The sequence below is a fragment of the Amantichitinum ursilacus genome, from assembly GCF_001294205.1.
GTDB classification, from domain to species: Bacteria; Pseudomonadota; Gammaproteobacteria; order Burkholderiales; family Chitinibacteraceae; genus Amantichitinum; species Amantichitinum ursilacus.
Genome location: NZ_LAQT01000038.1, coordinates 154476 through 180428, shown reverse-complemented (window position 1 = coordinate 180428; position 25953 = coordinate 154476). Strand labels below are relative to the sequence as shown.

General features: G+C 58.0%; 34 protein-coding genes. 22 read left to right on the top strand and 12 right to left on the bottom strand.

The annotated features are described in order from the left end of the window. The first annotated feature begins 11 nt into the window (after positions 1-11). From rplR to rplQ, 11 genes are all read left to right on the top strand, one after another. Complete coding sequence (gene rplR, locus WG78_RS21850; protein ID WP_053939963.1) at positions 12-365, top strand: 50S ribosomal protein L18; 354 nt, start codon at positions 12-14, stop codon at positions 363-365. A 20-nt stretch (positions 366-385) separates the two neighbouring features. Beyond that, a complete protein-coding gene (rpsE, locus tag WG78_RS21845; RefSeq protein WP_053939962.1) occupies positions 386-901 on the top strand; it encodes a 30S ribosomal protein S5 in 516 nt (171 codons plus the stop codon). Next, the gene (rpmD, locus tag WG78_RS21840) at positions 898-1083 is read left to right on the top strand and encodes a 50S ribosomal protein L30 (RefSeq protein ID WP_053939961.1); all 186 of its coding nucleotides are present in this window, start codon (positions 898-900) and stop codon (positions 1081-1083) included. Before rpsE ends, rpmD begins: the two co-directional genes overlap by 4 nt. Further along, positions 1084-1518, top strand: a complete 435-nt coding sequence (gene rplO, locus WG78_RS21835) for a 50S ribosomal protein L15 (RefSeq protein WP_053939960.1) — start codon at positions 1084-1086, stop codon at positions 1516-1518. It abuts the gene before it with no gap. 18 nt (positions 1519-1536) lie between these two features. Next, positions 1537-2844: a preprotein translocase subunit SecY gene (gene secY, locus WG78_RS21830; RefSeq protein WP_053939959.1), complete on the top strand. Its 1308-nt coding sequence runs from the start codon at positions 1537-1539 to the stop codon at positions 2842-2844. 223 nt (positions 2845-3067) lie between these two features. After that, positions 3068-3181, top strand: coding sequence for a 50S ribosomal protein L36 (rpmJ, locus tag WG78_RS21825; RefSeq protein WP_018748524.1), 114 nt, complete (start codon positions 3068-3070; stop codon positions 3179-3181). A 58-nt stretch (positions 3182-3239) separates the two neighbouring features. Next, positions 3240-3602: a 30S ribosomal protein S13 gene (gene rpsM, locus WG78_RS21820; RefSeq protein WP_053939958.1), complete on the top strand. Its 363-nt coding sequence runs from the start codon at positions 3240-3242 to the stop codon at positions 3600-3602. Positions 3603-3634: 32 nt separating this feature from the next. Next, positions 3635-4027 carry a 30S ribosomal protein S11 gene (gene rpsK, locus WG78_RS21815; RefSeq protein WP_053939957.1) on the top strand — a complete coding sequence of 131 codons (393 nt, stop codon included), beginning with the start codon at positions 3635-3637 and terminating at the stop codon, positions 4025-4027. 14 nt (positions 4028-4041) lie between these two features. After that, a complete protein-coding gene (rpsD, locus tag WG78_RS21810; protein WP_053939956.1) occupies positions 4042-4662 on the top strand; it encodes a 30S ribosomal protein S4 in 621 nt (206 codons plus the stop codon). A 36-nt stretch (positions 4663-4698) separates the two neighbouring features. After that, positions 4699-5682 carry a DNA-directed RNA polymerase subunit alpha gene (locus WG78_RS21805; protein WP_053939955.1) on the top strand — a complete coding sequence of 328 codons (984 nt, stop codon included), beginning with the start codon at positions 4699-4701 and terminating at the stop codon, positions 5680-5682. A 25-nt stretch (positions 5683-5707) separates the two neighbouring features. Beyond that, positions 5708-6094, top strand: coding sequence for a 50S ribosomal protein L17 (gene rplQ / locus WG78_RS21800; RefSeq protein ID WP_053939954.1), 387 nt, complete (start codon positions 5708-5710; stop codon positions 6092-6094). A 48-nt stretch (positions 6095-6142) separates the two neighbouring features. Here rplQ and WG78_RS21795 read toward each other — a convergent pair whose 3' ends face one another. After that, complete coding sequence (locus tag WG78_RS21795; protein WP_152969348.1) at positions 6143-7138, bottom strand: HDOD domain-containing protein; 996 nt, start codon at positions 7136-7138, stop codon at positions 6143-6145. Here WG78_RS21795 and WG78_RS21790 point away from each other — a divergent pair. Next, a complete protein-coding gene (locus WG78_RS21790; protein WP_053939952.1) occupies positions 7109-7933 on the top strand; it encodes a symmetrical bis(5'-nucleosyl)-tetraphosphatase in 825 nt (274 codons plus the stop codon). The genes WG78_RS21795 and WG78_RS21790 overlap by 30 nt on opposite strands. 34 nt (positions 7934-7967) lie before the next feature. Here the strand turns inward: WG78_RS21790 and WG78_RS21785 are convergent, their stop codons facing one another. From WG78_RS21785 to WG78_RS21740, 10 genes are all read right to left on the bottom strand, one after another. Beyond that, positions 7968-8822, bottom strand: coding sequence for a lysophospholipid acyltransferase family protein (locus WG78_RS21785; protein WP_053939951.1), 855 nt, complete (start codon positions 8820-8822; stop codon positions 7968-7970). 199 nt (positions 8823-9021) lie between these two features. Continuing rightward, positions 9022-9771 (bottom strand): GNAT family N-acetyltransferase, encoded by a 750-nt coding sequence (locus tag WG78_RS21780; RefSeq protein ID WP_053939950.1) that lies wholly within the window; start codon positions 9769-9771, stop codon positions 9022-9024. Positions 9772-9866: 95 nt separating this feature from the next. Further along, positions 9867-10052: a DNA gyrase inhibitor YacG gene (locus WG78_RS21775; protein ID WP_053939949.1), complete on the bottom strand. Its 186-nt coding sequence runs from the start codon at positions 10050-10052 to the stop codon at positions 9867-9869. Between the two features lie 4 nt (positions 10053-10056). Then, a complete protein-coding gene (zapD, locus tag WG78_RS21770) occupies positions 10057-10815 on the bottom strand; it encodes a cell division protein ZapD (protein ID WP_053939948.1) in 759 nt (252 codons plus the stop codon). Positions 10816-10979: 164 nt separating this feature from the next. Next, positions 10980-11597: a dephospho-CoA kinase gene (gene coaE, locus WG78_RS21765; protein ID WP_053939947.1), complete on the bottom strand. Its 618-nt coding sequence runs from the start codon at positions 11595-11597 to the stop codon at positions 10980-10982. Between the two features lie 70 nt (positions 11598-11667). Continuing rightward, positions 11668-12546, bottom strand: coding sequence for a prepilin peptidase (locus WG78_RS21760; protein WP_053939946.1), 879 nt, complete (start codon positions 12544-12546; stop codon positions 11668-11670). Further along, a complete protein-coding gene (locus tag WG78_RS21755) occupies positions 12546-13775 on the bottom strand; it encodes a type II secretion system F family protein (protein WP_053939945.1) in 1230 nt (409 codons plus the stop codon). Before WG78_RS21755 ends, WG78_RS21760 begins: the two co-directional genes overlap by 1 nt. Positions 13776-13853: 78 nt before the next feature. Further along, the gene (pilB, locus tag WG78_RS21750; RefSeq protein ID WP_053939944.1) at positions 13854-15563 is read right to left on the bottom strand and encodes a type IV-A pilus assembly ATPase PilB; all 1710 of its coding nucleotides are present in this window, start codon (positions 15561-15563) and stop codon (positions 13854-13856) included. 162 nt (positions 15564-15725) lie between these two features. After that, entirely contained in the window at positions 15726-17000 is a 1275-nt protein-coding gene (locus tag WG78_RS21745) for an HlyC/CorC family transporter (protein WP_053939943.1), read from the bottom strand. Between the two features lie 74 nt (positions 17001-17074). Beyond that, positions 17075-17884, bottom strand: a complete 810-nt coding sequence (locus tag WG78_RS21740) for a cytochrome C assembly family protein (RefSeq protein WP_161805182.1) — start codon at positions 17882-17884, stop codon at positions 17075-17077. Positions 17885-17965: 81 nt separating this feature from the next. On the opposite strand from WG78_RS21740, the gene ffh reads away from it, so the two are divergent. From ffh to WG78_RS21695, 9 genes are all read left to right on the top strand, one after another. Then, a complete protein-coding gene (gene ffh, locus WG78_RS21735; RefSeq protein WP_053939941.1) occupies positions 17966-19309 on the top strand; it encodes a signal recognition particle protein in 1344 nt (447 codons plus the stop codon). A gap of 129 nt (positions 19310-19438) precedes the next feature. Then, positions 19439-19690 (top strand): 30S ribosomal protein S16, encoded by a 252-nt coding sequence (gene rpsP / locus WG78_RS21730; protein ID WP_053939940.1) that lies wholly within the window; start codon positions 19439-19441, stop codon positions 19688-19690. 5 nt (positions 19691-19695) lie between these two features. Continuing rightward, positions 19696-20244: a ribosome maturation factor RimM gene (gene rimM / locus WG78_RS21725; protein WP_083459535.1), complete on the top strand. Its 549-nt coding sequence runs from the start codon at positions 19696-19698 to the stop codon at positions 20242-20244. 28 nt (positions 20245-20272) lie between these two features. After that, complete coding sequence (gene trmD, locus WG78_RS21720) at positions 20273-21073, top strand: tRNA (guanosine(37)-N1)-methyltransferase TrmD (RefSeq protein WP_053939939.1); 801 nt, start codon at positions 20273-20275, stop codon at positions 21071-21073. Positions 21074-21077: 4 nt separating this feature from the next. Next, the gene (rplS, locus tag WG78_RS21715) at positions 21078-21461 is read left to right on the top strand and encodes a 50S ribosomal protein L19 (protein ID WP_053939938.1); all 384 of its coding nucleotides are present in this window, start codon (positions 21078-21080) and stop codon (positions 21459-21461) included. A 96-nt stretch (positions 21462-21557) separates the two neighbouring features. After that, complete coding sequence (locus WG78_RS21710) at positions 21558-22073, top strand: methylated-DNA--[protein]-cysteine S-methyltransferase (RefSeq protein ID WP_053939937.1); 516 nt, start codon at positions 21558-21560, stop codon at positions 22071-22073. After that, positions 22063-22989: a site-specific tyrosine recombinase XerD gene (gene xerD, locus WG78_RS21705; protein ID WP_152969347.1), complete on the top strand. Its 927-nt coding sequence runs from the start codon at positions 22063-22065 to the stop codon at positions 22987-22989. Before WG78_RS21710 ends, xerD begins: the two co-directional genes overlap by 11 nt. A gap of 78 nt (positions 22990-23067) precedes the next feature. Then, complete coding sequence (locus WG78_RS21700; protein ID WP_053939936.1) at positions 23068-23892, top strand: mechanosensitive ion channel family protein; 825 nt, start codon at positions 23068-23070, stop codon at positions 23890-23892. Positions 23893-24054: 162 nt separating this feature from the next. After that, a complete protein-coding gene (locus tag WG78_RS21695; protein ID WP_053939935.1) occupies positions 24055-24618 on the top strand; it encodes a hypothetical protein in 564 nt (187 codons plus the stop codon). A gap of 94 nt (positions 24619-24712) precedes the next feature. Here WG78_RS21695 and WG78_RS21690 read toward each other — a convergent pair whose 3' ends face one another. Next, entirely contained in the window at positions 24713-25363 is a 651-nt protein-coding gene (locus WG78_RS21690) for a response regulator (protein WP_053939934.1), read from the bottom strand. 193 nt (positions 25364-25556) lie between these two features. Between WG78_RS21690 and WG78_RS21685 the strand changes: the two genes are divergently transcribed. Then, a complete protein-coding gene (locus WG78_RS21685; protein WP_053939995.1) occupies positions 25557-25952 on the top strand; it encodes a response regulator in 396 nt (131 codons plus the stop codon). Position 25953 lies beyond the last annotated feature (1 nt).

Genomic DNA, 25953 nt, shown 5'->3' with positions numbered 1-25953 from the left:
GAGGCTGAATCATGGACAAGAACGAAACTCGACTCCGCCGTGCACGTAAAACCCGTGCCAAGATTGCGGAGCTCAAGGTGGTGCGCCTGTCGGTGCATCGTACCAACAGCCACATCTACGCCCAGATCATTGATGAAACGGGTGGCAAGGTGCTCGCGTCTGCGTCTTCGCTTGAAGCTGAAGTTCGCACCGCAGTCAAGCACGGTTCCAGCGTTGAAGCTGCTACCGCGATTGGCAAGCGCATCGCTGAGAAGGCTAAAGCTGCCGGTATCCAGAATGTGGCATTTGATCGCTCCGGCTTCAAATACCATGGCCGCGTGAAAGCGCTGGCGGATGCGGCACGCGAAGGCGGCCTCGTCTTCTAATTGAGTCTGGAGTTATATAAATGGCTAAGAACGAAGTGGAAGATCGCACGGACGGCCTTCGCGAGAAGATGGTTAGCGTTAATCGCGTAACCAAAGTCGTCAAGGGTGGTCGTATCCTCGGTTTCGCCGCACTGACCGTAGTTGGTGATGGCGATGGTGGCATCGGCATGGGCAAGGGTAAGTCCAAAGAAGTGCCGGTTGCTGTACAAAAAGGTCTGGACGAAGCGCGTCGCAAGATGTTCAAGGCGCCGCTCAAGAACGGTACCGTGCCGCATACCGTGATCGGTAAGCATGGCGCGACTACCGTCTTCATGCAGCCTGCACCTGAAGGTACCGGTATTATCGCCGGCGGCCCGATGCGTGCAGTGTTTGAAGTAATGGGCGTGCACAACATCACCGCCAAGTGCCATGGCTCGACCAACCCGTACAACGTGGTTCGCGCCACGCTGGACGGTCTGGCCAAGCTGCACACGGCTTCGGACATTGCTGCCAAGCGCGGCTTGACCGTTGAAGATATCCTGGGGGTGGCGGAATGACTAACGCCAAAACTGTAAAGGTCAAGCTGGTTAAAAGCCTGATCGGCCGTCTGGAAAGCCACAAGGCATGCGCCCGTGGTCTTGGTCTGCGTAAGACCAACAGCGTCGCCGAAGTGATCGATACTCCGGAAAACCGCGGCATGATCAACAAGATCAGCTACCTGCTGAAGGTGGAGGGCTAAATGGAACTGAATAACCTGAAACCTGCTGCCGGCTCCAAGCACGCCAAGCGTCGCGTGGGTCGTGGTATCGGCTCCGGTCTGGGCAAAACCGCGGGTCGCGGCCACAAGGGTCAAAAGTCCCGCGCTGGTGGCTTCCACAAGGTTGGCTTTGAAGGCGGTCAAATGCCGCTGGCACGTCGTCTGCCGAAGCGTGGTTTTACCTCGCTGACCGCTGGCCGTACTGCTGAAGTCACCCTTGGCGCGCTACAGAAACTGCCGGTCGCTGAAGTTGATTTGCTGGTTCTGAAGCAAGCCGGTCTGGTGTCCCATCTGTCTCTGGGCGCCAAAGTGGTTCTGTCTGGCTCGATCGAAAAAGCTGTGACGCTGAAAGGCATCGCTGCGACCAAGGGTGCCCGCGCTGCTATTGAAGCGGCTGGCGGCAGCATCGCTGAGTAATTGCTGAGAGGCTGAAACGTGGCGAATCCCGCTCTGGCTGGTTCTGCGAGTAAGTTTGCAGATCTGAAGAAACGGATCTGGTTCATGGTAGGGGCGTTGATTGTGTACCGTATCGGTGCGCACATCCCCGTACCAGGGATCAATCCGGGCGAGTTGGCTCGGTTGTTCGAGTCCTCGCAAACGGGCCTGCTGAACATGTTCAACATGTTCTCGGGTGGCGCCTTGTCGCGCTTCACCGTGTTTGCCATCGGGATCATGCCCTACATTTCGTCGTCCATTATTTTGCAGTTGGCCGCCGAAGTGTTGCCCCAGTTGAAGCAGCTGAAGAAAGAAGGTGAGGCTGGTCGTCGCAAGATTACGCAGTACACGCGTTATGCGACGGTCATCCTGGCCTCCCTGCAAAGCTTCGGTATTGCCTCAATGCTGTACAAGCAGCCGAATCTGGTTGTTCTGCCGTATGCGCAATTCGTGTTCGTGGCCGTGGTCACCCTGGTCACGGGTACGATGTTCCTCATGTGGCTGGGCGAGCAGATTACGGAGCGGGGCTTGGGTAATGGTATTTCGATCCTGATCTGTGCAGGTATTGCGGCGGGTGTGCCCTCTGCAATCGGCAAAACGCTGACGCTGGCTAGCCAGGGTCTGCCGGTGTTGCTGGTATTGGGTCTGTTTGTTGGTGTGATCCTGCTGACCGCAGCGGTTGTATTTGTAGAACGTGGGCAACGTAAAGTGCCGGTGAACTACGCCAAGCGCCAGGTCGGTAATCGCGTCATGCAAGCGCAAAGTACGCATTTGCCGCTCAAGATCAATATGGCTGGTGTGATTCCGCCGATTTTTGCTTCGTCGATCATTTTGTTCCCTGCCACGGTACTGTCGTGGACCGGTAACAACGCTCGATTCTCGTGGCTCAAATCGATTGGTGACATGCTGCACCCGGGTCAGCCGCTGTATGTAATCCTGTATGCTGCTGCGATCATTTTCTTCTGCTACTTCTATACGGCGCTGGTTTTCAATCCCAAGGAAACCGCGGATAACCTGAAGAAGAGCGGTGCGATGATCCCGGGCTATCGCCCCGGCGAACATACTGCGCGTTACATCGAGAAGCTGATTCTCAAGTTAACCTTGATCGGTGCGATTTACATTACCGTTATCTGCCTGATTCCCGAGTTCCTGATTCTGAAGTGGAACGTGCCGTTCTACTTTGGTGGTACCTCGCTGTTGATTCTGGTGGTCGTGACGATGGACTTCATGGCACAAATGCAGTCCTACGTGATGTCGCATCAATATGAAAGCCTGCTCAAGAAAGCCAATTTCAAGGGCGCGGCCTGAGTACTTACCTGATTAACACGGCGGTGGCGACGCAAGTGGCCGCCGCTTGTGCAGGTCGAGATCATTGAGAAGTAGTCAGTTCGACACACTTCAAAATCACTCGAAATCGGACATGTGGAGCTTGATGAATTGCTGGACGGCTCGCCGGAAAGCAGTTCGCCAGGCACTACATCGTGTTCCGGGCATTGGTCCCGGAATTTCATTTTGACAGGAAGGACAGACGATGAGAGTTCAAGCATCGGTCAAGAAAATTTGCCGCAACTGCAAAATCATTCGCCGCAACCGTGTTGTGCGCGTGATCTGCACCGACCCGCGGCATAAGCAACGCCAAGGCTGATTGAGGCAATCGGCTTTTAGCGTTATAATCTGCAACTTTTTTACCTGGGGTAAGAAGTATGGCCCGTATTGCTGGGGTTAACGTCCCTAATCACCAGCACACTGTGATCGGCCTTCAAGCGATCTACGGTATCGGCCGCACCCGCGCATATGCAGTCTGCGCGGCGTCTGCGATCGAGCCGACCAAGAAGGTCAAAGATCTCAGCGATGCTGAACTCGACAAACTGCGCGACGAAGTTGGCAAGTACACCGTCGAAGGCGATTTGCGCCGTGAAGTTACCATGAGCATCAAGCGTCTGATGGACCTTGGTTGCTATCGTGGCTTCCGTCACCGCAAAGGTCTGCCGGTGCGTGGTCAACGTACTCGTACGAATGCTCGCACTCGTAAGGGTCCGCGCAAGGCAATCGCCGGTAAGAAGTAATCACCGGCAGGCAGTAACTAAAGGATTTTAGAATGGCTAAAGCAAACACAGTGCGTGTGCGTAAGAAAGTCAAAAAGAGCGTGTCTGAAGGTATTGCGCATGTTCATGCGTCCTTCAATAACACGATCGTGACCATCACTGATCGCCAAGGCAATGCTCTCTCCTGGGCTACCTCGGGCGGTGCTGGTTTTAAAGGCTCTCGGAAAAGTACACCCTTTGCTGCACAGGTTGCGGCAGAGCACGCTGGTAAAGTTGCCCAGGAATATGGTGTAAAGAACCTCGAAGTTCGCATCAAGGGCCCGGGCCCGGGTCGTGAGTCCGCTGTACGCGCGCTCAACGCTCTCGGTTTCAAGATCACCAGCATCTCGGATGTGACTCCAGTGCCGCACAACGGCTGCCGTCCCCCGAAGAAGCGTCGTATCTAATCCCGGAGTAAGTCATGGCTCGTTATATTGGACCCAAGTGCAAACTTGCACGCCGTGAAGGTACGGATCTTTTCCTCAAGAGCGCTCGTCGCTCGCTCGACAGCAAGTGCAAGCTGGAACAAGCCCCAGGCCAGCATGGCGCTAAGACGCCTCGCCTCTCTGATTATGGCGTCCACCTGCGCGAGAAGCAGAAGATCCGTCGTATCTACGGCGTTCTGGAACGTCAGTTCCGTCGTTATTTTGAACAAGCCAGCCGTCGCAAGGGCTCGACCGGTGAAAACCTGTTGAAGATCCTTGAAACGCGTCTGGACAACGTGGTGTATCGCATGGGTTATGCATCTACCCGTGCCGAAGCCCGTCAGCTGGTTTCCCACAAAGCTATCGTCGTGAACAACGGCGTGGTGAACATTCCGTCGTTCCAGGTGAAAGCCGGTGATGTGGTAGCCGTTCGCGAGAAGGCCAAGAAGCAAGCGCGTGTGCAAGAAGCGCTCGCTCTGGCAGAAGGCATTGGTTTCCCGGGTTGGGTGCAGGTAGATTCGAAGAAGATGGAAGGTGTCTTCAAGAACATGCCGGAGCGTTCCGATCTGTCCAGCGACATCAATGAATCGCTGGTCGTGGAATTCTACTCCAAGTGATAACCAGCCCCGGTAAGGCTAAGGGATACTGAATATATGCAAAACCTCGCTAATGAGTTGCTCAAGCCGCGCATCATCGACGTGCAGGCCCAAACCAGCGCGCAAGCGCGAGTGGTTATGGAGCCGTTCGAGCGCGGTTATGGCCATACCCTCGGTAACGCCCTGCGCCGCATCCTGCTGTCTTCGATGCCTGGCTACGCGCCGACCGAAGTCAAGATCGAAGGTATCGTCCATGAATACTCGGCGCTGGATGGCGTCCAGGAAGACGTGGTCGATATCCTTCTGAATCTGAAGGGCGTCGTTCTGAAGCTGCACGGCCGCGATGCCGTGACGCTGACGCTCTCGAAGGAAGGCGAAGGGCTGGTTACCGCCGCTGATATCCAGGTGCCGCATGACGTGGAAGTGGTTAACCCCGACCACGTCATTGCTCACCTGTCTGCGGGTGGCAAGCTGAACATGGAAGTCAAGGTGGAAAAGGGCCGCGGCTATCAACCGGCGCCAGCTCGTCTGGGTCGTGAAGAAAGCCGTAGCATCGGTACTATCCAGCTGGATGCCTCGTTCAGCCCGATTCGCCGCGTAAGCTATGCGGTGGAAAGTGCGCGCGTTGAACAGCGTACTGACCTGGACCGTCTGATTCTCGATATCGAAACCAATGGCGTGTTGACGCCGGAAGACGCGGTCCGCCAGGCGGCGCGTATTCTGGTTGACCAGCTGTCTGTATTTGCGGACCTGGAAGGCACACCGGTTGAAGAAGAGAAGCCGACTGCGCCGCAGATCGATCCGATCCTGCTGCGTCCGGTGGACGACCTCGAGCTTACCGTGCGTTCGGCCAACTGCCTGAAGGCTGAAAACATTTATTACATCGGGGACCTGATCCAGCGCACCGAAACAGAACTGTTGAAGGCGCCGAATCTGGGTCGCAAATCCTTGAACGAAATCAAGGAAGTGCTGGCCTCCAAGGGTTTGAGCCTGGGCATGCGCCTCGAAAACTGGCCTCCGGTCGGCTTGGAAAAGCCCTGAGCGGTCAACGGAAAGGAATTGACAAATGCGTCACCGTCTTGCCAATCGTAAACTGAACCGTACGTCGTCACATCGTCAGGCGCTGCTGCGCAACCTGGCGAATGCGCTGCTGCGTCATGAAGTTATCAAGACTACCCTGCCCAAGGCAAAAGAGCTGCGCCGCGTTGCGGAGCCGCTGATTACCCTGGGTAAGGCACCGAGCCTGGCTAACCGCCGTCTGGCATTTGACCGCACTCGCGATCGCGAGATCGTGGTCAAGCTGTTTGACATCCTCGGGCCGCGTTACGCGACCCGTAACGGTGGTTACCTGCGTATCCTGAAGTGCGGCTTCCGTCAGGGCGACAACGCTCCGATGGCACTAGTCGAACTGGTGGATCGTCCGGATGATGTTGAGGCCGTTGACGCTGAATAAGCGGCGATGACTTGACGTCCCTATAAGGGCTGGCATTCGTGCCAGCCCTTATTTTTTGTCCGCGTGTTCCAGCGGGCGCGTGGCGGCCGCTGGCGCCGCACCGTAGATGCGCCAGTTCCGCGCGGCTTTTACTGCCACATGCAGCACCAACGCATAGGCCGATTCTTCGGATAGATTGATTAATTCCGCGACGCCACTGTAGTCATCGGGCAATGCGGGATCTAACCAGCCGTGCCCAAGATGGCGCGCGAGGGCGGTGGCGAGGTGTACCGTGCGTACTCGCGGTTCAGCCGCGTATTGCTGGTCCATGAGATGCTGAAGCAGCGCCGGCAGATGCCACGCCTTCGCAATCTCGTTCTGCAGATCGGCCAGCGTGCAGCCCAGCACTTCCAGCTGCGCCTGCTGGCTTCGTAGGCCAGGATGTTCGACCAGAGCTTGCTCTATCTTGGCCGCCTCGGTCGGGGCGGCAATCCATAGCAGTGTCTCGGCAAGGTTGTGCAACAGCGCCGCGGTGATCACTTCCTGGGGGTCGATATCAAAGCGGCGCTCGCTAAAGGCTTTGGCCAACCGCGCGGCAAAGGCTGCACGTTCCAGCGCCGCAGTGGCGCCCTCGAGTGCACGTGGTTTGCCGGCAACCCCTTGTTGCAATGGCATTGCCCGACCAAACTCGCGAACAAAGCCGCGCGTACCTATCATTAACAAGATGCGGTCAACAGTGACCACGTCGCGCGTCTGATGGCTGGCGCGGTGGGCCTGTTGATAGCGCAGCACTCGTACCGTCAGCAGTGGGTCCTTGTGGATCAGATCGGCCAGGTGGTGATAGCTGACATCGTCAAGTTTATCGCGCAACGCCGCAATTTCGGCCAGCGTATACTCCAGCACCGGCAGATCGATCCCCGTTAGCCTGGCGGTCCAGTTGGCGATGGATTTCTGGTCTGACATTTTCCAAGCTCCCACAAGTACGTTATTTCGGCGACTGCCCACGAAGCAGTCGCGTAGCCCGACAGGATCAGCATGGCACGATATGTGATTGGTGATGTACAAGGTTGCTTCGACGAACTCGATTTGTTGCTTGCGACGCTGCAATTTGACCCGACACGCGACCGTATTTATTTTGTCGGCGACCTGGTCAACCGCGGTCCCAAGTCGCTGGAGGTTTTGCGTTGGGTTACCACCCACTCGGACAGTGTGCAAACCGTTCTGGGTAACCACGATCTGCATTTGCTGGCAGTGGCGGCGGGGATTTCCAAACGCAAGCCTGGCGATACGCTAGATGCCATCCTGGCACATCCGCAATGCGCTGCCTTCTGCGATTGGCTGCGTTTTCAGCCGCTGATGATAGATCTGGATATTGCGGTCGTGGTGCATGCAGGCATCTGGCCAGGCTGGACCAAATCCCGCGCTATGGAACAGGCCGCTGCGGTCGAGGCCGTTTTGCGCGGCGACGACTGGAAGAGCTTTCTCGAGCAAATGTATGGCAACCAACCGGCGCATTGGGACGAAGCCAGGTCCAGGATCGACAAGCTACGCTTTACGGTCAATGCCTGCACGCGCATGCGCTTTGTCGATAAGGATTTCAACCTGCAGCTCAAGTTCAAAGGCGAGGTAGAGACCGCGCCTGCAGGCTTGTATCCCTGGTATGAAGCGCCGGAGCGCAAGAGCGCGCCCAAGGCATTGATCGGGCACTGGTCGGCGTTGGGTCTCAAGATGCTGGATAACGTGTGGGCCACTGACACCGGCTGCATCTGGGGTGGCCAGCTCACTGCCATTAATATTGATAGCGGCGAGGTCTATCAGCAGCCTGCGCTGCGCAGCTATCAAGCCATTGAGGCCGGCTAAGCGGGCTGCCGTAGGTTCAGGCGCGCAAGTGCCTTCAGGCGGCGATGTGGTGCTGCGGGCAGCCCGCAGTATCGCGCACGCCGCAGGTCCCCGCAGCATGCGGCATGCACAGGCTATCAAAGTCGCCTTCGCCGTGGTTAAGCGCTTTGTGTGCGGCCACGATGCGTGCTTCCACCATCTGAGTCAGGCTGCGTCGATCCACATCTTGCGCGGGAAACGGCGCCAGAAAGTTGATCTCGGCGCGCATCTCGCGTTCGCCCAGAATCTGCCACAGCGATTTAACGATCGAAATGTCGTTGATATAGGCGGGGGAGTGGGTCAGCTTGCCGCTAGCGTCGGTGTAGCGCAGATAAACCGGTTGAATGGTTGCGCGGCTTTCCAGGGCGGCCTGTAGCAGCGAAGAACGAAACGGCAGGATATTCGAGCCGTCCGAGGTCGTACCTTCGGGAAACACCGCCAGGCAATGTCGCGCCTGCAGTGCCTCGACCATGGCATTGTTAACGCGCGCCGCATCGCGTTTTTTTTCGCGTTGGATAAACAACGTCCCCGTATAGCCGCACAACCGGCCCACCAGCGGCCATTGCTCAATCTCGGATTTAGCGACAAAGCGCGACACCGTCACCGCGTTCAACACAAAGATATCCAGCCACGAGATGTGGTTGGACAGCAACAGATGGTTGGGCGGATAAGTGCCAGGCGCCACGCCTTGCACGCGCACCTGAATGCCCAGTATGCGCGTCAACTGGTTAGACCAGCGCTGGATGTAGATCACGCGCTCCGCCTGGTCCAGCTTGCCAAAGCGCAAAGCCGCCAGCGACAGGCCATACACCAGATGCAGGCCAAATCGTAGCAGGCGGCTAAATCTCAATGCATTGCGAAATACAATCATGGGGTCGGGGCGCAGTCTGTAACGGCCGGCGTGGGCGCGGTTTCTGAAAGAATCAGAAATCAGTGTAGCCGCTTACCGCGACTGCGATAAATGGTCATATTACTGACTGTCGTCAATCGGAGACGGGAGGATACCGCCAGAGGGTAGGCCTCAGGCCGTAAGCAATTGCGGTATCCGCGTGCACAATGTGGCTAGACGTTTATCGCAGAAAGTGGCGGGCATAGCGCTGATCGACGTTGTTCATCGACAGCAGCATAAAAAAATCCGCGGTATTGAAGTCTGGATCCCAGGCCGGCATGCCGCATACTTGGGCGCCGGCGCGCAGATAGCCTTTGATCAGCGCGGGCACTTCGGTGTCCAGTTTCTGGTCCAGCGCCTGCAAAGGCAGTGGGCATCGCGGAAATACGCGATATTCGACTGGGGCCAGCGCGGTCTCGGTCAGCTTGCGGTACAGGCTGGCCGCAGTGTGGCCACCGTCCACCAGCGACACGCTGGCACAGCCTGCCAGGTAGTTGTAATTGCGCTCGCGCATATAGGCCGCCAGGCCGCTCCACAGCAGCGTAATCGTCGCGCCGGTGCGGTAATCGGGGTGCACGCAAGAGCGGCCGATTTCCACCAGCTGCGGGCGCAGATGTTGCAGGCGGGTCAGATCGAATTCAGTGTCGGAGTAATAGCTGCCCAGTTTCTGGGCTTGATGTGGTGCGAGGATGCGGTAGGTGCCCACCACGTCGCCGGTCTGGTCATCGATCACCAGCAGATGGTCGCACCAGGCGTCAAACAGATCCTGATCGAGGCCGAGTTCGCGAGTAACGATGCGCGCACCCATTTCTTCGGCAAAAATGCGGTAGCGCAGGGCCTGTGCGGCGCGCACGTGATCCTCAGACCGGGCCAGTGCGACAGAGAGTTGACGGCGGGGGGCTTTGGCCGGATTGCTTTGTACTTGAAGCATCGTTGTTTTCCTCCTCGAATAATCGCAGAAGGTAAGCGTCAACGATGACTAGACCATGACAAATATTTGAACAGCAGATGACGTGCTGGCGCGGCTCAGTCGTGCGGATAATCGCCCTCATCGGGCGTGTTGTCGTTGGCAGGAACCTTGTAACCTTCGCTGGCCCACTGGCCCAGATCGATCGCGCGGCAGCGCGCGCTGCAGAACGGTCGATGCGGGTTGGACGGTGCGAAGGCGGTTTGTTTGCCGCAAATGGGGCAGGCTACGAGGCGTTCAGTCATGGCGTTATAGATTGCAGTAGCTGAGCGCAAATTCAATATCGGCTTCCACCAGGCGGGTGCGCTCGCCCGACGTGGAGGGCTGGATAAAGCGGATATTGATGGCATAGCGGTTAGCCGACAATTCCGGCACCACTGGCAAATCAGTCGGTAATGTCACGCGCAACATCTGGATGGTTTTGCCGCCGGACATCTGCTGGAAAGCCCCTTGCCGCGCCGTAAAATGCGACACCTTGGCCGAATCACGCAGCAAACGCAGCACAATTGAAATGCCCTGGCGTATCGGCATCAATGGCGATAACCAACGATCCAGATCCGCTTTACGGCGATCGGGCGCTTGTTGTTGCCAGAAATGATAAGACGGCAAATCAAATTCGCAGGCGCCGCCCGGAATCGCCATCCGTTGTTTGATGGCCATCAGCCATTCGTTTTCCCGCAAATATTGGCCCACTTTGCCCGTCATTTGCAGTAATTGCCCGTGCGTATCTTCGATATCGGCAAGAATACGTTCCAGCGCGTCTTCGGAAATATGCGGATTGTGGCGTAGCGCGGCCAATGCCTGGCGTTGGCGTTCGAGTTCCTGCAGCAAATCCGATTTAAGATCGGCGCGGCTGGCCACTTCCATGATCTCGAACAGCCCGGTCAGCGCCATATGGTGGTCGAGTGCATGATCGCGCGCTGCGAGCACAGCGGTGCGGTCATACAGGTCTTCCAGCCGCAGCAGGGTGCGGATGCGCTCGTTGATGGGGAATTCGTAGCTAATCACGGTACGTGAGGCCGTTTGCAGGCAAAGATGTGCAATTCTGCAGCAAGGCAGGTGGTTTGAAAACCCATTAGTAAGTTTGCCTTTCCGGATTGGGGTAAGAGTTTGAATCAAGCTGCGTACCGGCCCGTAATCTGCAGGCCGCAATCCACTTCATATAACGCTAATCAAGGCTGCGCAATGGTGCCCGAATACGCGGTTAATCGTGCATGTAATTGCTTAACCGCCAACTCAAGTTGTAGCAGATCGCCTGAATTGTCGATCACGATATCGGCGCGGGCCAATCGTGCAGCGCGCGAACATTGCGCTGCGAGTAATTGGTTAATCCGGGTTTCGGTAAGGCCAGGGCGCAATCGCAGACGTTGGCGTTGCAGGGTTTCGGGGCAATCGACCACAATCGCCAGATCGATCAGATCAATAAATTGCGCCGTTTCAAACAGCAACGGTACGACTAATACTGCATAGGAGAGTTCCGGCGGCAATGCCAGCAACTGTTGCCGGGCGGCTTGCAATATCAGGGGATGAAAAATGGCTTCAAGGCGGGCGCGCGCTGCCGGATCGGCGAGGACCAGATCGCGCATGGCGGCGCGATCCATTTCGCCGCTAACGGTAATAAACTGCACGCCAAATTGCGTGGCGATGGCGTCGAGCGCGGCAGAAGGGGGCGTGGATAATTGATGGGCCAGCACATCGGTATCGATGATAGCCGCGCCATATTGCTGCAGCAGCGCCGCCACTGCCGATTTGCCGCTGCCCGCGCCACCGGTGAGTCCGAACACCTTCATCTGCGCTCCACGCTGCCGTTGCTTCAGTGGGGCGATTGTAACGGCAGCGCGAGCGCGGTGGGGCGCTGGATCAGCTCAGGCCGAAGATAAAGTCCTGCACCCGATTGCCCCACAACAGCGTCAGCCAGCCCGCCACCGCCAGGTATGGCCCAAACGGAAACTCCCGGCCAAAACCGCGATATCGCGCCCACAGCGTATAGCCGCCGATGATAACGCCAGCGACCGAGGCAAACAGCACAATCGCAGGAATGCTTTGCCAGCCAAACCATGCGCCCAGCGCCGCCAGCAATTTAAAGTCGCCGTAGCCCATACCGTCGTGGCCGCGCACCAACCGGTAAACGTGGTTGACGCTCCAGAGCATCAGATAGCCCACCACCGCCCCCAGCACCGCGGATGTCAATGGAACAAAATGGCCATCCAGATTGAACAGCAGTCCCAGCCACACCAGCGGCAAGGTGATGGAATCGGGCAGTAAAAAGGTGTCGGCATCGATAAAGAACAGTGCGATCAACGCCCACGTCAGCACCACGCCGCCTGCAGCTGTCATGCCAAAACCGAAGTGCCAACCAACAACCGCAGTCATCAAGCCGGTGATGAGTTCCACCAGCGGGTAGCGCACGCTGATCGGCGCCCTGCATTCACTGCATTTGCCGCGCAATGCCAGCCAACTGAATAGCGGAATATTTTCCAGCTCGGTGATCATATGGCCGCAGTGCGGACAGCCGGAGCGCGGCAATACCAGGTTGTAGCGCGGACGCGGCGGCATCGGCTCGACAAAATCGTCCGGGCGATCCAGTTCGGCGCATTCCTGGCGATACTGGCGCTCGATCATGATGGGCAGCCGGTGGATGACCACGTTGAGGAAACTACCCACCAGCAAACCCAGCACCAACAAAAACCCGCTGAAAACCAGCGGGCTTTGTTGAAACACGAAGACAAGCTGGTTCATTAACCCACAGCCTCGCCCATCTTGAAAATCGGCAGATACATCGCCACCACCAGGCCGCCAATCAGCGTACCCAACACCACCATGATGATCGGCTCCATCAGGCTGGACAGCGCCTCTACCGCGTTGTCGACCTCTTCCTCGTAATAGTCGGCCACTTTGCCCAGCATGGCGTCCAGCGAACCCGATTCTTCACCAATCGAGACCATCTGCATCACCATATTGGGAAACACATTGGCGTTCTGCATCGAGATGGTCAGGCTGGTACCGGTGCTCACTTCTTGCTGGATGCGGCGTGTGGCCAGGCGATAGACATAGTTGCCGGCCGCGCCCCCCACCGATTCCAACGATTCCACCAGCGGCACACCGGCGGCAAACATCGTCGCCAGCGTACGGCTCCAGCGTGCGATCACCGAATTACGCATGATCTCGCCCAATACCGGCAGCTTGAGCACAAAGCGGTCGATGGCAATCTGCATGGCCTCGGAACGCCGCCAGGCTTTCATAAACGCCCAGAACCCGCCAAAGATGCCGCCAAAAATGGCCCACCAATACGAAACAAAGAAATCCGAAATCGCCATCACCAGCAACGTGGGGCCCGGCAAATCGGCTCCAAAGCTGGAGAACAGGCTTTTGAATGCGGGAATCACAAAGATCATGATCACGGCCGTAATAACAAATGCGGCCACGATCACGGCGGTCGGGTAAAACATTGCCGATTTGATCTTCTTTTTAACGCTGAGCATTTTTTCTTTATACAAAGCCAGACGGGCCAGCAATGTATCCAGAATACCGGCCTGCTCACCGGCCTGAATCAGGTTGCAATACAGCGTATCGAAATGCTTGGGATGCTTGCGGAATGCCTGCGTCAGCGATGAGCCCGATTCGATATCCGATTTGATATCCAGCAGCAATTTGGTGACCGACGGATTGCTATGGCCTTTGGCGACGATATCGAAAGCCAGCAACAACGGCACGCCCGATTTGAGCATGGTGGCCAGTTGCCGGGTAAACATGGTCAGATCTTCATCGGTAATCCGCTTGCCGCCGCGCATACGTTGTTGCTTCACGCGCAACACGTTTACGCCCTGACGCCGCAAATGGGTTTTTAGAACCGCTTCGCCGCTGGCGCGCATTTCGCCTTTGACGATCTTGCCATTCCGGTCTTTGCCCTCCCAGGCATAGGTAAATTCCTTGACCTTGACCGGGGCCGCTTTTGCTGCTGTGGCCATGATGCGCTGCTCTCCCTGGAAACACTGTGTCGCCGCACGCGGCAAAGGCGCGCGGCGTTATAGGAAACCGGTGTCCGGTTATTCGTTGGTCACGGCCAGGATTTCTTCCAGCGAGGTCAAACCCTGGCGTACCTTGATCAACCCGGATTGTCGCAGATCACGCACGCCTTCGAGACGTGCCTGGTCCGCAATATCGATAGCCGTACCGTTTTTCATGATGATCCGGTTCATTTCGTCTGAAATCGGCATCACCTGGTAGATACCCAGCCGGCCTTTATAGCCTGTGTCCTTACACTGATCGCAACCTACGGGGCGATAAGTGACCCAGCTGCCGTCCAGTTCTTCTTCTTTAAAGCCGGCGCTGCGCAGTGCTTCGTGCGGGATATCGGCGGGTTGTTTGCAATGTGCGCACAAGCGACGCGCCAGCCGCTGCGCAGTAATCATGATCACCGAAGACGCAATGTTGAATGGCAATACACCCATGTTCATCATCCGCGTCAGCGTGGTCGGCGCATCGTTGGTGTGCAAGGTGGAGAACACCATGTGACCGGTTTGCGCCGCCTTGATCGCGATGTCGGCGGTTTCCAGATCACGGATTTCACCGACCATGATCACGTCAGGATCCTGCCGCAGGAACGCCTTGAGGGCGACGGCAAAGGTCAGGCCCGCTTTCTCGTTAACGTTGACCTGGTTTACGCCAGGCAAGTTGATTTCGGCTGGATCTTCCGCCGTCGAAATATTGGTGCCGGGCTGGTTCAGGATGTTCAGGCAGGTATACAGCGACACGGTCTTACCCGAGCCGGTCGGACCCGTCACCAGCACCATGCCATACGGACGGCCAATGGCCGCCAGCAGCAATTCTTTCTGATCGGGGTCATAACCCAGTGCATCAATACCCAGCGTGGCGGACGTTGGATCCAGAATCCGGATACAAATCTTCTCGCCATGCAGCGTAGGTAGCGTGGAGACCCGGAAATCAATGGCGCGGCTTTTTGACAACACCAGTTTCATCCGGCCATCTTGCGGTACGCGCTTTTCCGAAATATCGAGCTTTGAAATCACCTTGATCCGCGAAGCGATCTTTTCCTTGATCGCCAACGGCGGTTGGGCAATTTCACGCAATACGCCATCCTGACGATAGCGAATGCGATAAAACTTTTCGTACGGCTCAAAGTGGATATCCGATGCGCCGGCGTTAATGGCATCCAGCAAAATCTTCTGGATATATTTAACCACCGGGGCGTCGTCGACTTCGACGTTGACCGCTTCTTCTTGCGAATTGTCGTCGCCGCCGCTGATATCAAGATCGGCTTCGCTAACGGTCAGATCACGCAGATTGCTACCGGTGGCCTCCACCAGCTTGTTCATCAGCACCAGCAGCTTGTTGTCTTCAACAACAATCGGCTCAACCTGCTGGCCCGTCTTGAAGCGAACTTCTTCAACGGCCTGCATGTTGGTGATGTCGGAAATACCGATAAACAGCCGCGTGCCGCGCTTGAATAGCGGCACGATGCGCTGCGCCTGCATCAGCTTGGCGTCCAGCACATTGGGCGGGATGTAGCTGGAATCGATCTGGTCCAGATCAAGCAAAGGATAGCCAAACGCTTGCGAGCTGAACTCGGCAACGTCTTTGGCCGTCAGTTTTTTGCTGGAGAGCAGGCGTTCGATGAAGCTGGTGCGACCATCGCTGCCCGCACTTTGCAGCGCTTCGGCGTCGGCTTCGGCCAGGCGTCCATGCTGCACCAGCAGCCGCGCAAGGCCCGAAATGGGAACGGTAGCAGTAGACATAGATTCGTTAAGGATTCAACCAGGCCAGGTCAAGACAACGAGAGGAAGGGCCGCGGGGCCCCCGTGTTCACCGCAGTCTAGCAAAAGTGATTACTCGCTGGGACATATTCTGCGGCAAGCCGTTGCAGGGGCGCACACCGCCAGGCGGCGATTTGCCACAGCTCAGCCGGTGCGGCTGGCTACGTGCGGATACAAGCGGATGACCTTGACGCTGCGGTCTTGCGTTTGCACGACTTCGAGCCGCTCGCCCGCGATGGTCAGGCAGGTGCCGGCGTCGGGGATATCCTCAAAATATTCGAGGATCAAACCATTCAGTGTTTTGGGGCCGGTCAGCGGGAAACCCAGCTTGAGCTTGCGATTCAGCTCGCGCAGGCTGCTGGCGCCATCCAGCAAATAGCTGCCATCGGCTTGCGGCTCATAACGCGATGCCGCATTGGGGGCATTGGTGGTGAATTCACCGATGATTTGCTCAAGAATATCTTCCAGCGTGACCAGGCCGGCCAATTCGCCATATTCATCCACCACCAGGCCAATACGGCGGCGGTTTTCCTGAAAATTTTGCAGCTGGGTAAATAGCGGTGTGCCGGACGGAATGAAATACGGCGGGCGGATCAGCGTGCGGATGGTTTCGCCATCGACTTCTTCTTCGCGCAAAGACAACGCTTTGCGCGTATGCAGAATGCCCACCATATTGTCGGGATTATCGTCGTACACCGGCAGGCGGGTGTGGTGGCAGGTATACAGCTGGCGGCGCAATTCTTCAGCATGTGCACCCAGATCCAGTGCTTCAATATGGTGGCGCGGCGTCATGACGTCATCGACCGTGATATTGGCCAGCTCAAACAGATTAAGCAGGATGGTCTGGTGTTTCTTTTCCATAAAGCGGCCGGATTCGAGCACCAGCAAACGCAATTCTTCCGGGCTTAATGGCGTGTGCTCATGGCCTTTGCCAGAGAGCCGGGTCAGCTTTAAAAAGCCATTTACAAACAGATTGATAAACCACACCGCCGGATAAAACACCTTTTGCAATACCGCCAGCGGATAGCTGAAGGCAACCGCGGCTTTATCGGCGTAATTGGCGGCCAGCACTTTGGGCGTGGCTTCGGAAATCACCAGAATCGCAAACGCCACAATCAGCGTGGCAATCGGCAGTGCATATTGATTGGTGCCAAACATGCGCGCGGTGATCACGGTGGAAAGCGCGGCCGAGGCGGTGTTGATCAGCGTATTGCCCAGCAGGATAACGCCCAGCAGGCGGTCGGTGTGGTCCAGCAAGCCGCGGGTGCGAATGGCGCCGCGATGGCCTTGCTGCACGCGGGCATTCAGGCGGAAGCGGTTGACCGCCATCATGGCGGTTTCAGAAGCGGAGAAGAAAGCGGAAGAAAGCAGGCAAACGACCAGGGCTATGATCAGTTCGCTCAGGGGGATGTCGTCCAAGGCGGCAATCCGGAAATGGCAATGGCCTGAGTATAACAGCCCGCGCCATCGTCACTTTCAGGCAAACGACCTGGTTATGCGCCCGCGCGATGCAGAATGACGTCCAGCACCAGGCGAGTGCCGATATAGCCAAACAGCAGCAGAATAAAGCCGAACAACGTCCAGCGGGTGGCCACCAGACCGCGCCAGCCGCGCACTTTGCGGCCGATCAGCAAGCCGCCAAACACCAGCCACGCGGCAATCGAAAACACAATTTTGTGATTGAATTCGAGTGCCTTGCCGAAGATTTCTTCGCTGAAGGTGGCGCCAGTAATCAAGGCCACGGTCAACAGCAAAAAACCGACCCAGACGCAGGCAAACAACAAGCGTTCCAGCGCCAACAACGGTGGCAGTTTCTGCACTAACAAACTGGCGGTGGCGTGATGCAGGCGCTTGTCGGCCAGGCGCATCAGCAAGGCAACGCCGGACGCGTTGGCGAACAGGCCATAGGCCAGCATCGCGGTCAGAAAATGCAAACGCGACACACCGTTTTGCGGGTAGGTCAGCGCGTGACCGGGCGGCAGCAAAATCGAGGCGCCCAGCAGTATCACGGCCAGCGCCAGTACCGGCGGCTCCATACCTTCGAGCTGGAACGCCAGATGACCCACCAGGTAGATCAGCAAGGCCAGCCAGGCCGTCACCGACAATGCTTCGCCTGCGCCAAAATGCAAGGGCGGCACCGCCAGCGCGGGCCACAATGCAAAGCCGTGCAACGCCAGTGCCAGCAACAAAAGCCCGTGTTCAATCCCCGCGTGCACAGTGCCGCGGCCAGCCAGGCGCGTGCGGCAGAAATGCCAGCCAAGTGCCAGGTACAAGAACAGAGCGATCAAAGCGAGCCAGGACACGGGGGCTAAATCGGTTAGAATTGCGGGATTCACAGTCTAACAGAGCCGACTCGCGCAGCGAGCCCGGCAGGGAAAGTTTTTATGCTGGATAACTTATCCAACCGTTTGAGTAGTGTTGTCAAAACACTGCGCGGCCAGGCCCGCCTGAGCGAAGACAATATTCAGGATGCCCTGCGCGAAGTGCGCATGGCGTTGCTGGAGGCCGACGTGGCGTTGCCCGTGGTCAAACAGTTTATTGCCGACGTCAAGACGCGCGGCATGGGCCAGGAAGTGGTCGGCAGCCTGACCCCAGGGCAGGCCTTTATTGGCGTGGTGTATGAAGAACTGACCAAGCTGATGGGCGCGCAAAACGATGCGCTCAATCTGGCCGCCGTACCGCCCGCCGTGGTGCTGATGGCGGGTTTGCAGGGCGCAGGTAAAACCACCACGTCGGGCAAGCTGGCCAAGCGTCTTAAAGAAGAGAACAAAAAGAAAGTGCTGCTGGTGTCGGGCGACGTATATCGCCCGGCTGCTATTGAACAGCTTAAAACGCTGGCGGCGCAGATCGACGTGGAATGGTTTCCGTCTGACGTCACCCAAAAGCCGGTCGATATCGCACTGGCCGCACTGGATTACGCGCGTAGGCATTTTCACGATGTACTGATTGTCGATACGGCGGGTCGCCTGGCCATTGACGAAGCGATGATGGCCGAAATCAAGGCCGTGCACGCCGCCATCAACCCGGTCGAAACACTGTTTGTTGTGGATGCGATGCAGGGCCAGGATGCGGTGAATGTGGCGCGCGCGTTTAGCGAAACGCTGCCGCTGACCGGCGTGATCCTGACCAAGCTTGATGGTGATTCGCGTGGTGGCGCGGCGCTGTCGGTGCGCCAGGTCACCGGCAAGCCGATCAAGTTTATTGGCGTGGGCGAAAAGCTCACCGGCCTTGAGCCGTTCCACCCCGACCGGATGGCCAGCCGGATTCTGGGCATGGGTGATGTGCTGTCGCTGATCGAAGACGTGCAAAAGAGCGTCAACGAGCAAGAAGCGCTGCAGATGATGAAGAAGGTCAAGTCCGGCAAGGGCTTTGATCTTGAAGACTTTAAAGCCCAGATCGGCCAGATGAAAAAAATGGGCGGCATGGGCGCGTTGCTCGACAAGCTGCCGGGCCAGCTTAGCGAAATGGCCAATAATCAGGTCACCGATAAAGCCGTGACGCGCATCGAAGGCATTATCAATTCGATGACCGCGCTGGAGCGCCGCAAGCCCGAACTGATCAAGGCCAGCCGTAAACGCCGCATTGCGCAGGGCGCGGGGGTGTCGGTGCAAGAAGTAAACCGTCTTCTGAAGCAGTTTGAAGAAACGCAGAAGATGATGAAGCAGTTCAGCAAGGGCGGCATGATGAAGCTCATGCGCGGTATGAAGGGCATGTTGCCCGGTATGTAAAACCCGGGCCCTGCGGCCCATGAATGCAACGGCATTCAGATTTATTGCCGGCAGTGGTTTGTAAAGCCTTGACTTTTCAGATACACTCGCTGGTTTCGCGTAAACCGATTTCAAACTGGGTATCAAATCATGGTTGTGATTCGTCTTTCCCGTGGCGGCGCCAAAGACCGTCCGTTCTACAACGTCGTGGTGACCGATTCGCGCAACCGTCGCGATGGCCGTTTCATCGAGCGCGTTGGTTTCTATGACCCGTCCGCTAAAGAAGGCGCTGAAGGCGTCCGCTTCAAGCTGGACCGCGTGAACCACTGGGTTGGCGTTGGCGCACAAGTCAGCGACACCGTGGCTCGCCTGCTCAAAGGCTACAAGCCGGCTGCTGCCTGAGCTTCATGGCTGGCATCAAACCGACGGCCCCGCAATCGCAATCCATTGCCACACCAGATGATCTGGTGGTGATGGGTTACATCAGCGGGGCTTTTGGTATTCGCGGCTGGATCAACGTGGTTGCGGATACCGAATATGCCGACAGTCTGTTCGACTACAAAACGTGGTGGATCGGACGTGACGGCGCGTTCAAGCCGTATACATTGGTCGAAGGCAATGTGCAGCCCAAAAAACTGGCTGCGCAACTTGAAGGCATTAATGACCGCGATATCGCCGCTGCACTGAAAGGTGCGCTGGTGGCTGTACCGCGCAGTCTGATGCCGGCTGCCGAAGACGATGAATACTACTGGGCCGATCTGATCGGTCTGGCCGTCGTCAATACGCAGGGTGAAAGCCTGGGCGTGGTCGACCGGTTGTTCGAAACGGGCGCCAATGATGTGCTCGTGGCCCGTGATGACAAGGTAGAACGCCTGCTGCCGTTTGTGGCGCAAGTGGTGCTCAAGGTAGACCTTGCAGCAAAACTCATCACGGTGGATTGGGGCCTTGACTACTGAGGCCACAGCAGCGGGGGCGGCGGTAAGCATGCGTTTCGACGCGATTACGCTGTTCCCCGATATGTTTGACGCCATCACGCGGCACGGCATTACGCAGCGCGCGGTGGAGCAGGGCATCATCGATTTTGCCGCGTGGAATCCGCGTGATTTTACGCACGACAATTACCGCCGCGTGGACGACCGTCCGTATGGCGGTGGGCCTGGCATGGTGATGCTGCCGCAGCCGCTGGAAGACGCCATTGCGGCGGCCAAAGCGCGGCAAGCGGCATTCGGGCTGACACCCAAAGTGGTGTATCTGTCGCCGCAAGGCGCGCCGCTCACGCATCAGCGTGTGCTGCAGCTGGTGGCGGAACCTGGCCTGATCCTGTTGTGTGGGCGTTACGAGGGCGTGGATGAACGCGTTCTGCAACGCCAGGTCGACCTCGAAATCTCGGCCGGCGATTATGTGCTGTCAGGGGGCGAGCTCCCTGCCATGGTGTTGATCGATGCGTTGGCGCGACATTTGCCTGGCGTACTCAATACCGCGGCCAGTGCAGAAGAAGATTCGTTTGCGGATGGGTTGCTGGATTGCCCGCATTACACCCGTCCCGAAGATTACCGCGGTATGGCGGTCCCGGAAGTTCTGCTTTCGGGTAATCATGCCAACATACGTCGCTGGCGCCTTAAGCAGTCGCTGGGCCGCACCTGGTTGCGGCGCGCTGACTTGCTGAAAGACCGCCCGCTTTCAAAAGAAGAAACTCGTCTTCTGGCCGAATTCAAGGCCGAGCATGCTGCTGAGCAACGTGCTGCTTCCGGTGAAGAAGAAGGTACAAGTTTCGTAAAGGAGTAAGGTCATGAACCTGATTCAAAAGCTCGAACAAGAAGAAATTGCACGTCTGGACAAAACCATCCCCGAATTTGCACCCGGCGACACCGTCGTTGTGCAAGTCAAGGTGAAGGAAGGCAACCGCGAACGTCTGCAGGCGTTTGAAGGTGTTGTGATTGCCAAGCGCAATCGCGGCCTGAACAGCGCGTTCATCGTGCGCAAGATTTCCGCTGGTACCGGCGTGGAGCGTTCGTTCCAGCTGTACTCGCCGCTGGTTGCTTCGATCGAAGTGAAGCGCCGTGGTGATGTACGCCGTGCCAAGCTGTACTACCTCCGCGATCGTTCGGGCAAGTCCGCACGTATCAAGGAAAAGTTGCCGGCTCGCAAGGCCGCTCCGGTTGCTGCAAAATAATTTTTGCCGCTCCGATAAGAACGCGAGGCTCGTCCTCGCGTTTTTTTTCGCCCAGCGTTTGCTAACATCAGCGCTTGTTCTGCTTTGGCGTTCTTCATGCCCCGTCCTGATCAATATCCCGAATATCAAGCCGTGATTGCCACGCCGGTAGGGCCGATAGGCTTGGCTGCCGATGGCGATGTGCTGGTGCGGCTGGATTTTCTACCCGAATCCCTGCCGTTGCGGCCGACGCAAAGCGCCATCCTGCGCGAGGTGGAGCGCCAGCTGCATGCCTGGTTTGCCGATCCGGACGTGGTGTTCGATATTCCGTGGCGCGCGGATGGCTCGCCGCATCAGCAACGTGTGTGGCAGGCCATTTACGCGATTGGCGTGGGCAAAACCCGCACTTATGCGGAGATCGCACACGAAGTCGGCTCGGTGGCGCGCGCTGTGGGTGGCGCGTGCGGCATGAATCCGATCCCCATCATCATTCCGTGCCATCGTGTGGTGGCCGCCAACGGGCTCGGCGGCTTTAACGCCAATCGTAATGGCCGGGACTGGTTGCCGATCAAGCGTTGGCTGCTGACGCACGAAATGCAGGATCTGTTTGCCGGAGAATCGCGTGGCGCGTAATGCGGCGGCCGTGGCCAACGAAGCCAATCAGGCGCTGATCGACCGCTTTGTTGATCAGGCCTGGCTGGCCGATGGTCTGGCGCGTAACACCGCCGATGGCTATCGGCGCGATCTGGTCATTTGGGCCCTCTGGCTGGAAGCGCGTGGGCGCGGGGTATTGGCTGCGCAGCGTGACGATGTGCAAAGCTTTCTGGCTGAGTCGGCACGCACCGCCAAAGCGGCGACGCTGGCGCGGCGCATGGCCAGTCTGCGCAAGTTTTACCAGCACTGGCTAAACGACGGCCGCATCCAGCACGACCCCACCGTCACGCTGACGGCACCGCCGCGCGTGCGGCCGCTGCCCAAGGGCTTATCGGAAGAGCAAGTCGAAAATCTGCTGGCGGCCCCCGATGTCGAAACTCCGGCCGGTCTGCGTGACCGCGCCATGCTGGAGTTGATGTATGCCACCGGCTTGCGCGTTTCCGAACTGGTGGGGCTGGATATCGCCGATCTGCATTTAACTGAAGGCTATGTGCAAGTGATGGGCGGGAAGGGCGGCAAGCAACGCCTGGTGCCGTTGGGCGAAGAAGCGCGCATATGGCTGCAACGCTATATCACGCAAGCGCGGCCGCTGTTGCTGGCCGGTTCGCACGCGCCGCAAGTGCTGGTTAACCAGCGCGATGGTCATGCGCTTACCCGCCAGGGGGCGTGGTACATCATCAAGGGGTATGCCATCACGGCGGGGATCAATGCCGAGCAGCTATCGCCCCATGTGTTGCGACATGCCTTTGCCACCCATCTGCTCAACCACGGCGCCGATTTGCGTGTGGTGCAGTTGCTGCTGGGGCACGCTGATATCGGTACTACGCAGATTTACACGCATGTGGCCACGGCGCGGCTGCAGGCGCTGCACAAAGCCAACCATCCTCGGGGTTGAGTTCCGCCAACCATGTGCCAGGCTGAGGCGCTTGCCTCCTGTTTGTAAAAACGAAAACTGGCCCCTGGAGTACTGGTTATGGACTCGACTTCTGTCACGCATTACCGCGATATTTTCGTGGCGTATGCCACCGCGTTCGGCATCAAGATTCTGGCCGCCGTCGCCTTCTGGGTGGTGGGCCGCTATCTGATCGGGCTGGCGGTGCGCCTGGTCGAAAAGTCCCTCGAACGACAAAAGCTGGACCCCACCGTGCTGCGCTATATCGGCTCGGTCATCACGGTTACGCTGAATGTATTGTTGGTGATCGGCATCCTTGGTTACTTTGGCGTGCAGACCACGACCTTTGCGGCATTGATTGCAGCCGGTGGTGTCGCCATCGGGCTGGCGTGGTCGGGCTTGCTGGCCAACTTTGCCGCAGGGGCATTCCTGATTGTGTTACGGCCATTCAAGGTGGGCGACTTTGTTACCGCCGCGGGTATTACCGGCACGGTGAAGGAAATCGGTCTGTTCGTCACCGCCATCAACACGCCCGATAACGTGCTGACCCTGGTGGGCAACAACAAGATCTTCTCAGACAGCATTCAGAACTTCACCGTCAATCCGTACCGCCGCGTCGACCTGAAAGCGCAACTGGCGGGCTCCACCGACCCCGCGGCTGCGATTGCCTTGCTGAAGCAACAGATCGGCGCGATCCCGAATGTGCTGGCCGAGCCGGCGGTGGATGTCGAGATTCTGGAATTCAATCTGGTGGGGCCAGTGCTGGCGGTGCGGCCCTATTGCCATAACGACAATTACTGGCAGGTGTATTTCGAGACCAATCGCGTCATCCGCGAGAGCTTTGGCCAGGCTGGCTTTGCCGCGCCCATGCCCGCGCAGACTGTCGTGGTGCAACAAGCAGCCTGACCGCCGCCGCGCGCGGCTGCCGGTTTGCCACGTGACGGATGCGGCGCGGCCTGTCCCACAGCGGCATAGGCGTGCGGCCGATGCCAGTTACAAGGCTCCGGCGGGCACTATGCTGGTATGTGCGCCCGGACTTTCGGCCGGGGCCATCCTGAGGAGTAAACGATGTCGGCCAACCGGATCATGTTGATTCGCCATGCGGAAAAACCGGAAGCCACGCCGTTGTCCGGTGGCGTTAACCTGGATGGCGGTGCCAATACCGAGGCGTTGTCGGTGCGAGGCTGGGCGCGCGCCGGGGCATTGGCGGTGCTGCTGGCCCCGTCCAGCGAGATGATCGTCGATGCGCGCATTGCCATTCCTAACGCCTTGTTTGCCTGCCCCGCGCGCAAACCTGGCGAGAGCGAGCGCGCCGTGCAAACGCTGCAACCGCTGGCGGCCAAACTGGGCATCGAGATCAATACGCGCTTTGGTCGCGGTGATGAAGCCGCGCTGGCGATCGCCGCCACCGAGACCGAAGGCACGGTGTTGATCGCATGGGAACATAAAGCGTTGCCGATGCTCGCCCGCGCGATTGTGGGCAAGCATGTCAGCGTGCCCGAGCACTGGCCCAGCGATCGTTTTGATGTGATCTGGCTGCTGGAACAGATGGAGCATGCGCAGCCGTGGTATTTCCGCCAGGTGCCGCAGTTGCTGCTGGCTGGCGATACCGGCGTGACGCCGGAAGGGTGATGGGCGGATGAGTATCAATAGACGTAAAAAAGGCGAGCTGCGGCTCGCCTTTTTTATTCGCCATCATCCCGGCCCGCGCCGATGAAACCGCGCTTTACGCCGAGATCTGATCGCGCGCCGGGTCAACCAGCCCGCTGCGTACCGCCTTTAACGTGAGGCTGGCCACATCGCGACAACCCAGCCGCTGAATCAACTGGCCGCGGTGGAACTCCACGGTCTTAGGACTAATCCCAAGCAAACGCGCAATTTCCTTGGTGGATTTGCCAAGGGCAATCCAGCGCAGGATTTCTTGCTGGCGTGTGGTCAGCGTTTCGGTGCCCGTGTCGTTGGCCGCGCTGGCCAGTGCTTCGATTTGCGGGCTTAAAAACACATGGCCATCCAGCACCGCGATAATCGCCGCATGCAGATCTTCCAGCATGCAGTCCTTCAGCAGATAAGCGCGCGCGCCGCGTTTAAGCGCATCCAGCACCACGTGCGGCTCATCGTGCGAAGACAGCACCATTACGCGGATATCGGGCGCGTTAAGGCGGACTTCTTGCAGGATGTCGAGCCCGGATTTACCAGGCATGGTGATATCCAGTACCACCAGGTCGGGCCGCATCGTCATGATGTCGTTCAATGCGGTATCGCCATCCGCGGCCTCGGACACAATTTCGAGGTCAGTTCGGGTAGCGAGTACGGCGCGTATGCCCAGACGCAGCAGTTGGTGGTCGTCGGCGATGATGATGCGGTGTGGGGTCGGCATAGGGCGCAGAGTTAGTAGATGATCGGCGCAGCAGATGCGGCTGCGGCTACAGACTCATGTAAGGAACAGAGTTAGTATAAGCTAAATTTGCGATCTTTCCAGGCAGGGATAACCGCCTGTACCCGTGGTGCGGCAATGTCTCTGCTACCCTAGGTAAACGCCGCGCCGTTTGTGGCCCCCGATGGAAACCGTCATGCCCCAGTTGCAACGTATTCTGTACGTCGAAGACGAACCTGATATCCAGTTGGTGGCGCGCATGGCGCTGGAGATGATTGGTGGGTTTCAGATCGTACTATGCTCGTCGGGGCAGGCTGCGCTCGACGCCGCACCCACTGCGCAAGCCGACCTGTTTTTGCTGGATGTGATGATGCCCGGCATGGACGGCCCCACCACGCTGGGGCGGCTGCGCGAACAACCGGCGCTGGCCGGCATACCGGCTATTTTCATGACTGCCAAAGCCCAACCGGCCGAGGTGGCCAATCTGCTGGCGCTGGGCGCCAGTGGCGTGATTCCGAAACCGTTTGATCCCATGACACTGGCGGACGAGGTGCGCACGCTCTGGCAACACGCCATCACCAAAGGGGACTAGC